Source organism: Prochlorococcus marinus str. MIT 9401, assembly GCF_000760095.1.
GTDB classification, from domain to species: domain Bacteria; phylum Cyanobacteriota; class Cyanobacteriia; order PCC-6307; family Cyanobiaceae; genus Prochlorococcus_A; species Prochlorococcus_A marinus_I.
In genome coordinates this window covers 1-13328 of the sequence record NZ_JNAR01000007.1, presented here as the reverse complement: position 1 = coordinate 13328, position 13328 = coordinate 1, and the positions used below count along the sequence as shown (strand labels likewise).

The 13328-nt window shown below is 34.5% G+C and carries 11 protein-coding genes; 5 read left to right on the top strand and 6 right to left on the bottom strand.

Annotated features, from left to right (window positions below):
• Positions 1-25: 25 nt before the first annotated feature.
• The 4 genes from EV01_RS06105 to rpsT form a co-directional block, all read right to left on the bottom strand.
• Positions 26-1930 (bottom strand): DNA-directed RNA polymerase subunit gamma, encoded by a 1905-nt coding sequence (locus EV01_RS06105; protein WP_032518102.1) that lies wholly within the window; start codon positions 1928-1930, stop codon positions 26-28.
• 38 nt (positions 1931-1968) lie between these two features.
• On the bottom strand, positions 1969-5262 hold the full coding sequence (gene rpoB / locus EV01_RS06110) for a DNA-directed RNA polymerase subunit beta (RefSeq protein ID WP_032518101.1): 3294 nt from the start codon (positions 5260-5262) through the stop codon (positions 1969-1971).
• A 176-nt stretch (positions 5263-5438) separates the two neighbouring features.
• A complete protein-coding gene (locus EV01_RS06115; RefSeq protein WP_032518100.1) occupies positions 5439-6248 on the bottom strand; it encodes a TatD family hydrolase in 810 nt (269 codons plus the stop codon).
• A gap of 17 nt (positions 6249-6265) precedes the next feature.
• A complete protein-coding gene (gene rpsT, locus EV01_RS06120) occupies positions 6266-6559 on the bottom strand; it encodes a 30S ribosomal protein S20 (protein ID WP_032518099.1) in 294 nt (97 codons plus the stop codon).
• Between the two features lie 121 nt (positions 6560-6680).
• Between rpsT and hisD the strand changes: the two genes are divergently transcribed.
• Positions 6681-7967: a histidinol dehydrogenase gene (gene hisD / locus EV01_RS06125; protein WP_032518098.1), complete on the top strand. Its 1287-nt coding sequence runs from the start codon at positions 6681-6683 to the stop codon at positions 7965-7967.
• On the opposite strand, the gene rpiA is transcribed toward hisD, so the two are convergent.
• Both rpiA and EV01_RS06135 read right to left on the bottom strand, forming a co-directional pair.
• Positions 7964-8677, bottom strand: a complete 714-nt coding sequence (gene rpiA / locus EV01_RS06130) for a ribose-5-phosphate isomerase RpiA (RefSeq protein ID WP_342625985.1) — start codon at positions 8675-8677, stop codon at positions 7964-7966. The genes hisD and rpiA overlap by 4 nt on opposite strands.
• A gap of 46 nt (positions 8678-8723) precedes the next feature.
• Positions 8724-9854 (bottom strand): trypsin-like peptidase domain-containing protein, encoded by a 1131-nt coding sequence (locus tag EV01_RS06135; RefSeq protein WP_032518097.1) that lies wholly within the window; start codon positions 9852-9854, stop codon positions 8724-8726.
• Between the two features lie 160 nt (positions 9855-10014).
• Between EV01_RS06135 and rimP the strand changes: the two genes are divergently transcribed.
• From rimP to EV01_RS0108825, 4 genes are all read left to right on the top strand, one after another.
• Positions 10015-10482 (top strand): ribosome maturation factor RimP, encoded by a 468-nt coding sequence (gene rimP / locus EV01_RS06140; RefSeq protein WP_032518431.1) that lies wholly within the window; start codon positions 10015-10017, stop codon positions 10480-10482.
• 32 nt (positions 10483-10514) lie between these two features.
• Entirely contained in the window at positions 10515-11918 is a 1404-nt protein-coding gene (nusA, locus tag EV01_RS06145; RefSeq protein ID WP_032518096.1) for a transcription termination factor NusA, read from the top strand.
• On the top strand, positions 11915-12196 hold the full coding sequence (locus EV01_RS0108830) for a YlxR family protein (RefSeq protein ID WP_193741405.1): 282 nt from the start codon (positions 11915-11917) through the stop codon (positions 12194-12196). The genes nusA and EV01_RS0108830 overlap by 4 nt, the downstream gene beginning before the upstream one ends.
• Before the next feature lie 47 nt (positions 12197-12243).
• On the top strand, positions 12244-13328 hold a 1085-nt coding region (locus EV01_RS0108825), incomplete at its 3' end, for a translation initiation factor IF-2 N-terminal domain-containing protein (protein ID WP_032523283.1).

The window sequence follows — 13328 nt, the reverse complement described above, 5'->3', positions numbered from 1 at the left end:
GTGAAAGTTAATAGTTTTTTGGAAATTAAGTTTTAGATATAGAGTCAATAATGGTATAGTTCATAACTACTCTCCCAACAGTAGTCAAAACAAATCTACTTATTAAGTTATTCTGAGAATCAAATCTATCCCTTCTTAAATTCCATATTTCTAATATTGAACCATCTTCTAATTCTTCAGTTTTTTGTGGTTCGCTCATTTCATCTTCATCTTCAACTTCTCCATTAAATCTAACCCATACCCATTCATGTAAGCTGAGTCTTTTATCTTCAAAAGCAAAAATAACATCTTCTAGTGAAGCAAAAGTAGAATTATCATCTCCAAAATCCGGTTTTTGATAATTCGGTTGCAAAGCCGTTAAATAGTAAGATCCTAAAACCATATCTTGCGATGGAGTAACAATTGGTTCACCAGTAGCTGGTGAAAGGATATTATTACTGGCCAACATAAGCATGCGAGCTTCAGTTTGTGCCTCTAAAGCTAAAGGTACATGAACTGCCATTTGATCTCCGTCAAAGTCAGCATTAAATGCAGGACAAACTAAAGGATGAAGTTGTATTGCTCTACCTCCAACTAATTTTGGTTCGAAAGCTTGAATTCCTAAACGATGCAATGTAGGCGCTCGATTTAAGAGTATTGGATGCCCTTCAATCACTTCCTGTAGTACCTGCATAACTTCATCATCAGCTTTTTGTATTAACTTTTTTGCAGCTTTAATATTATTCACAATATTTTGCCGTATTAATCTGTGGATTACAAAAGGTTGGAAGAGCTCGATCGCCATTTCTTTAGGGAGACCACACTGATGCATTTTTAATTTAGGTCCAACAACTATTACAGATCTTCCTGAATAGTCAACACGCTTTCCGAGAAGATTCTGTCTAAATCTTCCTTGTTTTCCCTCGATTATGTCACTAAGAGACTTAAGAGCTCTATTATTTGCTCCAACAACTGTCCTTCCCCGCCTTCCATTATCTATAAGGGCATCAACTGCCTCCTGCAACATCCTTTTCTCATTTCTTACAATTATTTCGGGAGCTAAAATTTCTTGAAGTCTAGCTAGTCTATTGTTTCTATTTATAACTCTTCTATAAAGATCGTTCAAATCAGAAGTTGCGAATCTACCCCCATCGAGCTGAACCATAGGTCTGAGATCTGGAGGAATTACGGGAATTGCATCTAAGACCATCCATTCTGGCTTTGCATTAGTTGCAATAAAATTATCAATAACTCTTATCCTTTTTATAAGTTTCGCCCTTTTCTGTCCCTTACTAACAGTAATTTCTTCTCTTAGCTCCTCAGCTACCTGATTTAAATCAAGGTCCTCAAGTAATTGTTTCAGGGCCTCAGCACCAATACCTACAAAAGGTTCATTTTCAATTGTTGAGTCTTCAGCATAAATTTCATCTTCAATTTCTAGCCATTCATCTTCAGTAAGTAACTGTTTATATTTAAGTTCTTTATGATCTCCAGGATCTAAAACAACATAACAATTAAAATAAACTATTTGTTCAACATCTCTGAGTGGAATATCCAAGAGAATTGCTACGTAACTAGGAATTCCTTTCAAGTACCAGACATGGGAAACTGGCGCAGCAAGTTTTATATATCCCATCCTATGTCTTCTAACTCTACTCTCAGTTACTTCAACCCCACATCTCTCACAAACTATGCCTCTATGTCTAACTCTTTTGTATTTACCACAATGGCATTCCCAATCTTTAGAGGGCCCAAAAATTTTTTCACAAAACAATCCATCCATTTCCGGTTTAAGAGTCCTGTAATTAATAGTTTCAGGCTTGGTTACTTCACCTACTACTTGCCCATTAGGTAATGTCCTCTGTCCCCAATCCATTATTCTTTGTGGAGAAGCTATTGAAATTTTGACGTAATCAAAGTGATTTTCAGTTCTTAAATTGCTGTTTGTCATTTTTGGGAAATTTAAATTAAAAGTTTTTAATTGAGTATTTAATCTTCCTCATATTCAGAGGTTCCAAGTGATTCATAAGTTGGTCTAGATGGAGTATTTCTTCTCGGATTTATATCTTGCATTAAATCTACCTCCTTTCCTTCATCTGTATAAACCCCGATATCAAGACCTAAGGATTGTAATTCTCTCATAAGAACTTTAAATGACTCAGGAGTACCAGGCCTTGGTATAGGTTTACCTTTTACAATTGCGTTAAGAGCTTCATTTCTTCCCTGCATATCATCAGATTTAACTGTTAAAAGTTCTTGAAGAGTATATGCTGCTCCATAAGCTTCAAGAGCCCATACTTCCATTTCTCCTAACCTTTGTCCACCTTGCTGAGCTTTACCACCCAATGGTTGTTGCGTAACCAATGAGTAGGGACCAGTAGACCTTGCATGAATTTTGTCATCTACGAGATGAACTAACTTAAGGAAGTGGGAGTACCCAACGGCAACTGGCTGATCAAAAGGTTCGCCTGTTCTACCGTCTTTAAGTAATAACTTTCCAGGATCTTTAGGATTATAGACCCATGCTTTACCTGGCTGTTTTGAAGCCTCCTCTAAAAATGCCTGAACAGTCTGATGAGATTTTTCAGCGCCGTACATTTCATCAAATGGAACAACCTTAACCCTGCAATTTAAGTTAGAAGCTGCCCATCCCATCAACAACTCAAAAACTTGACCTACATTCATTCTACTTGGAACTCCTAGAGGATTAAGAACTATGTCTACAGGTGTTCCATCCGGCAAATATGGCATGTCTTCTCTAGGTAAGATTCTGCTAATAATTCCCTTATTACCATGTCTTCCAGCCATTTTATCGCCAACTTGAATTTTTCTTCTCTGGGCTACATAAACTCTCACAACCATATTAGCCCCTGGAGGCAGCTCATCACCTTGTTCTCTAGTATAAATTCGAACATCTAACACCCTACCCTTTTCAGTTTTAGGGACCCTTAAAGAGTTGTCTCTAACATCCCTTGCCTTTTCACCAAAAATAGCTCTAAGAAGTTTTTCTTCAGGTGGTTGGTCTGATTCTCCTTTTGGAGTAACTTTTCCTACAAGAATATCTCCACTCTCAACAAAAGCACCAATCCTAATAATTCCCATTTCATCAAGATTATTCAAGCTTTCTTCTGAGATATTAGGAATCTCTCTTGTAATTTCTTCAGGACCTAACTTGGTTTGTCGTGCCTCAATTTCATATTTCTCAATATGTACTGATGTATATAAATCATCAGTTACCATCCTTTCGCTTACAAGAATTGCGTCTTCGTAGTTGTATCCCTCCCATGGCATATATGCAATTAAAACATTCTGGCCTAGTGCTATTTCTCCTCCTTCACAAGCTGAACCATCTGCTAAAACTTGCCCAGATATAACTCTATCTCCAATTTTTACTATAGGTCTTTGATTAAGGCACGTATCCTGATTTGATCTTTGATATTTTTGAAGATAATGAAAATGTTCATTACCATCCTCATCTTTAACAACAATCTCATTAGCGTCTACGTAAGATACGATGCCATTTACTTTTGTTATGGGGACCATCCCCGAATCTCTAGCTACTTGAGATTCTAAACCCGTACCAACTAAAGGACGTTCTGGCCTAAGCAATGGAACTGCTTGGCGTTGCATATTTGATCCCATTAAAGCTCTATTTGCATCATCATGTTCCAAAAAAGGAATTAGTGAAGTGGCAACTGAAATTACTTGAACGGGAGAAAGCTGAACATAATCAACTTGAACGGGAGGTACTTTTTCGAAATCTTGCCTATATCTTACTGGTATTAAATTAGCAAGTATGTTTCCATCCTTGTCAGTCGCTACATCTCCTGGAGCTACCCTACACTCATCTTCCAAATCGGCAGAAAGATAGACAGGATCACCTTCTTTATTAACTTTGCCGTTATTAACTTCCCAAAACGGGGTTTCAATAAAACCATACTCATTAACTCTCGCATGGGTAGCTAAAGAATTTATCAGTCCTGCATTAGGACCTTCAGGAGTCTCGATAGGACATAATCTTCCATAATGTGAAGGATGAATATCTCTCACCGCAAAGCCTGCTCTTTCTCTTGTTAAGCCCCCAGGACCTAAGGCTGAAATTCTTCTTTTATGTGTTAATTCAGCCAGAGGATTAGTTTGATCCATAAATTGACTTAATTGACTAGAACCAAAAAATTCCTTTATGGCAGCAACCAAAGGTTTTGGGTTTACTAATTGGGCTGGGGTAAGAGAATCTGTTTCTCCAACGGTCATTCGTTCTTTAATAATTCTCTCTAAACGATTCAGTCCTACCCTTACTTGATTTTGAAGCAATTCTCCTACAGATCTAACCCTTCTATTTCCAAGGTGATCAATATCATCCAAACTCGCGCCCCCAATATCCAGTTCTAAATTAATTAGATAGTCAATAGTGGAAAGAACATCTTCATGTGTAAGAGTCCTTATATCATCAGGCACTGTAAGCCTCAATTTTTTATTTATTTTATATCTACCAACTCGGCCTAAATCGTATCTTTTGGGATCAAAAAATCTACTGTGTAATAGTTGTTGACCTCCAGAAACAGAGGGTGGCTCACCAGGACGTAGCTTCTTGTAAAGCTCAAGTAAAGCCTGATCTTCTGAATTTATACCCTCGTCATTAGCTGAATCAATTGAATTTTGATAAAACTCAGGATGCCTTAGCTTATCTACTACATCATTATCAGAGAGACCCATAGCTCTCATGAGAACATGCGCATTAATTTTTCTGGTTTTATCAACTCTTACATAAAGTAAATTATTCTTATCAGTCTCGAACTTTAACCATGCTCCTCTATTAGGGATAACGCTCGCATTGTAAGTTCTTCGACCATTTTTATCCAGTTCATCTTTAAAATAAACACCAGGACTTCGAACAATTTGATTAACAATTACTCTTTCTGCACCATTTATAATGAAAGTTCCCCTCTCAGTCATTAATGGTAATTCCCCAATAAATACTTCTTGTTCTTTAATTTCTCCAGTTTCTTTATTTATTAACCTGCAAGTGACATACATTTGAGAGGCAAATGTTGCATCTCTTCTTTTCGCTTCCTCAACATCATGTCTAGGTCTTTTTAACCTGTACTCTTCCCCAATAAAATGTAACTCTAATTTACCTGTGTAATCAGAAATGGGGGAAAAATTCTTTAATTCTTCTATTAAACCCTTTTCCAAAAACCATTTAAAGCTTGCTCTTTGTACTTCGACTAAATCTGGTAAATAAGTAGCTGTTTTTGCTACCTGTAAAGCGCTACTGCTCATCCAAGAAAACCTGCGATTATGAGAGATTTACTATTTACCTTTAATTTACTCAATAATTATGCTTTCTACTTTTTTTTGAATGTAAAATCAATCAATAAATCTCGATTTCAACAAAAAAATTAATTTTAAAAAAGTAAAAACAAAAAATTAAGGAAAATTGCCAGTAATTTTTAATACTAGCAGCTGCGATGTCTATTTAACAAGTCAAATTTAAACAAATCTTCAGCATTGTGGGATGACTGTTTAGCGATCGTATTTAAATCTGTAGATCTTAACTCTGCCAAAAAACTTGCAACATTTTCAACAAATGCAGGTTCATTTCTTTTACCTCTATGAGGAACAGGGGCTAAAAAAGGTGCGTCAGTTTCAATTAAGTATTTATCATTTGGAACCAATTTGGCACACTCATGAATTTCAAGTGCTTTAGGGAAAGTTACTATTCCGCTAAAACTAATATAAAAACCAAGATCCAGAAATTGCTGCATTTCTTTTGGAGTTCCTGTCCAGCAATGAAGAACGCCCTTAGGACATTGTCCTTGTCTAGAAAGATCAGTACAAATTTTTATCATTTCTTTTGCAGCATCTCTACAATGAATAATTACAGGCAAATCAAGTTCATAAGCTAATTCCATTTGAGGAAGAAGAGCATCAATTTGTTGAGTTTTATTTTCATTTTTAAAAAAATCCAAGCCTAATTCCCCAATAGCTACTACTCTTCTATCTTCTTGAGCTGATCTTCTTAATAGAGATTGCGAACTTAGTTCCCATTTTTTTGCTTCTAATGGATGTAAACCTACTGAATAGTAAATTTCATCGAATTCATTGGATATTTTTTTCAACTTAGGTATCTCTGTTAATTCACAACAAGCGTGAACTATTTTTTTTACACCTTTTGAACGTAACCTTAAAACAACATCTTCAAGATCTTTTTCAAAATTTTCAAATATCAAATGACAGTGGGAGTCTATGAGTTCAATATCGCTCATAATTATTTTCTGTCTTTTTATTTTGTGGTGAGTGTAGTTTTTACTAAATTGTTAATTTTTGATTTTTTATTAGCTCCGTTATTTTTATGAAGGACATTTTTTTTAACTGCTTTATCAATTAAACTAAAAGCTTTATTAAGACTTGTTTTAACTAAATTTTTATTTTCTTCATTAGGCTCTTTTTTATATTTTTCGCAACTCTCTAATGTTTTTTTAGTCAAAGTTCTTACCGTAGATTTATATGATTTATTAATTAAACGATTTCTTTCCGCAATTTGTATTCTCTTTTTTGCTGATTTGTTATTGGCCACAGAGTATAGAATAAGAGTGAAACTATATCATAACAAATAGTTCGACAACAAATCAATAATATATAATCTAGAGGGGGTATTGATTTAGTTTCTTGCCTTTCAATTTGAAAAATTCAAGAATATGAAGATCATAAAAAATAAAACGGACGCTATCCAAGAATTAGAAAGGATTTCTACTCGAACTAATTTAGAAAATAATAACAAAATAAATTTAGTTGTCGAAGAAATTCTTCAGAAAGTAAAGCATTTTGGAGACTCTGCAGTAAAAGAATATACTAAAAAATTTGATGGTTTCAATCCTGAACCAATGCATGTTTGTGAAGAACACATAAAAGATGCATGGAATGAAATTGATAGCAATTTAAAGCGATCACTTGAAGTGGCTCATAAAAGAATTAAAAAATTTCATGAGAAAGAAATTCCATCATCTTTCACTATAAAAGGGGAGCACGGTGATACGGTCACCAGAAAATGGAGACCAGTGAAGAATGCAGGAATTTATATCCCTGGAGGTAGAGCTGCTTATCCAAGTACTGTATTAATGAATGCAATACCTGCAAAAGTAGCAGGAGTAGAACAAATTATGATGGTATCTCCTGGCAACAAAGAAGGAAAAATAAACAAAACTGTTTTAGCTGCAGCTTACTTATCAGGGATTAATAAAGTTTTTAGAATTGGAGGAGCTCAAGCAATAGGAGCTTTAGCATTTGGGACAAATCAAATCAATAAAGTTGATGTTATTACAGGTCCAGGAAATATTTATGTAACTACTGCTAAAAAACTTATTTATGGTTCTACAGGAATAGATTCTTTAGCGGGTCCAAGTGAAATATTAATCATTGCAGATGAAACAGCTCAAAGCACTCATATAGCATCTGATCTACTGGCGCAGGCGGAACATGATCCTTTAGCTTCTTCAATACTCTTAACTACATCAAAAATTCAAGCAGAAGAAGTTTTAGAGGAAATTTATAAAAAAATTGATGATCATCCAAGAAAAGAAATTTGTATGCAATCAATAAAAAATTGGGGATTAATTGTTATTTGCGAGAATTATGAATCATGTATTGAACTAAGCAATAACTTTGCTCCAGAACACTTAGAAATAATAGCTTTAAATTCAAAAAAAATTCTTGAAGGTATAGAAAATGCAGGAGCAATATTTTTAGGGAAATGGACCCCAGAAGCTGTTGGAGATTATCTTGCTGGACCAAACCATACTTTACCGACGTCAGGAAATTCTAGATTTAGCGGTTCTTTAGGGGTTGAAACTTTTATGAAAAATACTTCAATAATAGAATTTAATGAAGAGAGTTTAAAAGTTAATAGTCTTGATATTATTAATCTTGCCAAAAGTGAGGGTTTACATAGTCACGCTAACTCAGTGCAAATAAGATTTGAAGATTAACCAACTTTTGAAGGAGAATAGACAACTGGGATATTTTTTTCGATTTTACCAACCAAAACTTTATCTGTAAGGTCAACGAATAATCCGTTTTCTAAAACTCCTGGAATATTATTAATACTCATTTCAATATCTTTTGGATTTTTAATCCCATCATTAAACAATACATCTAGGATTAAATTACCCTGATCAGTAACAACTGGGCCAGCTTTTTTAGTTGCCATTCTTAAGTTAGAAACGCCGTTCATTTCTGAAATCACTTCCTGAACTTGTTTCCATGCATTTGGAAGGACCTCTACAGGCAAAGGAAAAGATAAATTTAAGTTTTGTACAAGTTTTGTTTCATCGACAACAATCAACAATTGATTAGCCCTAGATGCCACTAACTTTTCTCTAACATGGCAGGCTCCTCCCCCTTTGATTAATTGAAATCCTGGATCAACCTCATCAGCCCCATCAATAGCTAAATCAATTTGAGGAACAGAAGCTAAATCGATAAGCGGAATATCCAGATCCAGCGCTAAAACTTCAGATTGAAAGGAAGTTGCAACACCTCTGATATTTTTGAGTTTTCCAGAACGAATTTCAGCGGCGAGGCTTTGAATCATAAGGGCAGCTGTAGATCCAGAACCTAATCCCAGAATCATGTCACTCTTTACTTCTTTAATTGCTGCATCAGCAACTATTTGTTTCATTTGAGTTTGTGAATCCAAAATCTTTTTTTCTAAGGTTATAAATTATTTAATTTCAATGGGTGATTTATGTCAAACCTGGAAGAGGTTCTGGTTTAATGTTTATCTTTATCTCTTTATTGTCTCGTAAAACATTTAATAGGAATACTTTTCCTATTTGAGCTTTTTCTACTTCATCTAGCAAAGCTTTAGGTTCATCTATAGATATATTTTCTGCTGCTATTACTAAATCACCTCTTCTTAACCCAGCTTTTTCAGCAGGACTATTAGGAATGACTGATTGAATTAAAGCTCCATTTCTTTCAGGTAATTGAACCAGTGAATTTGGATCTTGATTATGTTCTTTAGCAATTCTAGGATTTAAAGAAATCAATTGGACCCCTAAATAGGGATGAATAACTTCTCCATTTGCAAGAAGCTGATCAGAAACAGTTTTAGCTAAATTAATAGGTATTGCGAAACCTAAACCAGCTCCAGGGCCACTTCTTACCAATGTATTAATTCCAATAACTTCACCATCAGAGTTGATTAGTGGTCCGCCAGAATTTCCAGGATTTATTGCAGCATCAGTCTGAATAAGATCGAGCCTTTTATCTGAAAAACCTAAACTATTTATATCTCTGTGAAGGCTGCTTACAATACCTAAGGTAACTGTTTTTTCTAGGCCATAAGGAGTACCAAGAGCTATTGCCCAATCTCCAACCTCAAGGTCTTCAGAATTTCCAAGTGGAGCAAAACTAGAATAAGTAGATTCCTGAATTTTTACTAAAGCTAAGTCAGTTACAGGGTCTGTTCCCAAAACTTGACCATCGCAAATAGTACCATCTGCCAAAGTCACTGAAACATCATCCACTCTTTCAACGACATGAGCATTTGTAAGAATCAATCCGTTGTTATTAATGATTACTCCAGAACCTTGGCCTCTTTCTCTCTCTGGATTAATCCCTTGCTCCCCAAGTAAATCTCTCAATAAAGGATCTAGTAAAGTGGGATCAAATTGTTGCCTCTCTACCAATCGCTCAGTATCTATTTTTACAACTGCAGGTCCAACATTTTTCACAGCAGATGATACAAAATTGTGGCTTTCTGAAGAAGTTAAAGCCAAAACTTCAGCTCTTTGTGAGAAATTAATTAAACAAAAGCAAACAACAATGCATATTCGGATTAAATTAATAAAATTAATCTTGAGAAACTTCATTTATTTAATAATTTCCAACTATTAAACAAATCTAATTGAATAAAGATATTATCGTTGCTTTTTTGTTTACATCCATAAAATACAAATTTTTGAATTTTTTATAGAAAAAACTTTTTTGTATGTGAAAATCAAGCTAGATCACTTTTTATCAAAAAAACATTTGAATAAAGAAAACAAAATTAAATTAGAAACTCTATTAAAAAAAGTTGCCAATATATGGAATTTTGAAATGTGCAGTCTAAATGTGCAAACTAATCAAAATCCAATAGTTTTAGAGATTATTATTAAAAAAACTAATGGTGATGATATTTCACTTGATGATTGTGCACAATTTAATGCACCAGCTTCTGAAGAAATAGAGAATTCAAATCTTATAAATTGTTCATATGTGTTAGAAATTAGTAGTCAAGGGGTCAGTGATGAATTAACCTCAGAAAGAGACTTCAAAACTTTTAAGGGTTTTCCAGTTAATGTTGAGTTAAACCAAAAGAATTCAAAAATAAAATTTCTGAATGGTTTACTTTATGAAAAGTCTAAAGATTATTTAGCCATTAACATAAAAGGTAAGATAAAAAAAATCCCCTTTGATGAAGTACTAAAGATTAGTCTTTGTACATTACAAGATTAATTATCAACCATTATTCAATTCTCCCATCATAGATGGCATTAGTTATTCTCCCAGGTTTAAACAATCTCATTGAAGACATTAGTGAGGAAAAAAAGTTGCCTCCTAATATCGTGGAAGTAGCCTTACGCGAAGCTTTACTAAAAGGATATGAAAAATACAGAAAAACTTTTTACATTGGGGTTGATGAAGATCCATTTGATGAAGAATATTTTAGTAATTTTGATGTTGGCCTAGATTTAGAAGAAGAAGGTTATAGGATACTTTCTAGTAAGGTAATTGTGGAAGAAGTAGAAAGCGAAGATCATCAAATATCTTTAGTAGAAGTTAAACAAGTCGCGGATGATGCTCAAATAGGTGACACGGTTGTTTTAGACGTTACTCCAGAAAAAGAGGATTTTGGGCGAATGGCTGCATCAACAACGAAGCAAGTTTTAGCCCAAAAATTAAGAGATCAACAAAGAAAAATGATCCAGGAAGAATTTGCAGATATGGAAGATCCTGTTTTAACAGCAAGAGTTATAAGATTTGAAAGACAGTCAGTCATTATGGGAGTTAGTTCTGGCATAGGTAGACCTGAAGTAGAGGCCGAACTTCCCAAAAGAGATCAATTACCAAATGATAATTATAGAGCGAACGCAACTTTTAAAGTATTTTTAAAAGAAGTTAGTGAAATAGCTAGAAAAGGACCACAACTTTTTGTTAGTAGAGCAAATGCTGGATTAGTAGTTTATTTATTTGAAAATGAAGTCCCGGAAATTCAAGAAGGTACAGTAAAAATTGTTGCTGTTTCAAGAGAAGCGAACCCTCCTTCGAGAGCTGTTGGGCCAAGAACAAAAGTAGCTGTTGATAGTGTCGAACAAGAGGTTGACCCTGTAGGTGCCTGTATTGGTGCCAGGGGGGCGAGAATTCAACAAGTGGTAAATGAATTGAGAGGAGAAAAAATTGATGTTATTAAATGGTCACCTGATCCTATTCAGTATATTTTAAATTCATTAAGTCCTGCAAAAGTTGATTTAGTGAGATTAGTTGATCCAGCTGGGCAACATGCGCATGTACTAGTTCCTCCTGATCAATTAAGTCTCGCAATTGGTAGAGAGGGACAAAATGTGAGGCTAGCTGCAAGATTAACTGGTTGGAAGATTGATGTTAAAAACTCACATGAATACGATCAAGAATCAGAAGATGCTGCAGTATCTGAATTAATCATTCAAAGGGAAAATGAAGAGAATCTCCAGCGAGAAGCTGAACTAAGGTTAGAGGCTGAACAAGCTGCACGAGCTGCAGAGGATGCAAGATTAAGAGAACTTTACCCCCTTCCTGAAGATCATCAAGAATATGGAGAAGAACAATACGATGAAGAACCTTTCTCAGATAATGAAGAATTAGATACTCTTCAAGATAGTGAGATATCCTCCCTAGAGGAGAGAGAAAGGTGACACAACAAAATCCTGTGATGCGTTTATGTATTTCATGTAGAAAAACATATGACAGGAACAATCTTTTAAAGATTACTAATGACCATAAGCATGGCATTATGTTTTTTAAGGGAATGGGTCGATCCGCTTACATTTGCAAGTCAAAAAAGTGTTACTCAGATTCCAAGATTAAAAAAAAGCTTCAAAAAGCTCTAAAAATATTTTTAAAACCTGAATTTATTGAAATTTTTGAAAAAGAAATTACAAGCTTTAATGACTATCCCAATAAGGGAATATAATTAAATTAAATCCTCTTTAATTTTTAAAAGAGTACAAATTAGATTAAATGACTATCAGCGATAAAATCAGAATTTACGAACTTTCCAGAGACTTAAATCTGGAAAATAAAGATATATTGGATGCCGCTCAAAAACTTTCAATTTCAGTAAAAAGTCATAGTAGTTCTATTAGTACAGAGGATGCAAACAAAATAAAAAATCTTATTAAGACAAAGAATTCAGATAAACAAATACTTTCTATTAATAAACCTTCAATTAAAAAAGATAATTACAAACAAAACAAAAAAGATAAACCTCTTAAAGATAGTTCAAAGAATAAGCCATTATTGATAAAACCTCTTAATAAGCCTGAAAGCTTAAAAACAATTCCAAATCAACTTAAGAATCCAAATAAACCAAATATTGTTAATAGTTCACAATCTCAAACAAATCTTAAAGATCAAAATATAAAGGGTAAAACTTCAAAAAATATCAACCAAGATAAAAACCCTATTCGAAACACAAATATACCCATCAAAAGTCCTCCAAAACAACCTATTCAACTAATTGCAAAGCCTCAAAATACAAATACCAATAAATATAATGAACCTTCCAAGAGCATCCACAATTCAGGAGAAAAAAGACAACTACCAAACAAACCTAATCAAAATACGAACAATCCTAAAACAAAAAATTTTAATAACAGAATAAATCCCCCTGAATTAGTGGGCGCACCAATAAGAAGAGATGCTTCAAATAAGCAAAATAATAGTAAGCAGAACATTACCTATAAACAAAATAACTCCAACAGAACTGGTGGCCCTAACAGACCTGGTATGCCTAATAGAGCTGATGCTCCCAACAGACCTGGATTAAGAAACAAACCATCAGATCAAGGTAGGTCAGGCTCCTTTACTAAACAAGTAAATCCTAATAGAGCTGGTGCTCCCAACAGGCCTGGCATGCCTAATAGAGCTGGTGCTCCCAATAGACCTGGCATGCCTAATAGAGTTGGTGCCCCCAATAGGCCTGGTATGCCTAATAGAGCTGATGCTCCCAACAGACCTGGCATGCCTAATAGAGTTGGTGCCCCCAACAGGCCTGGTATGAATACTAGAGCTGATTCTAAATACAGTGGGCAAAGGACTTCAGG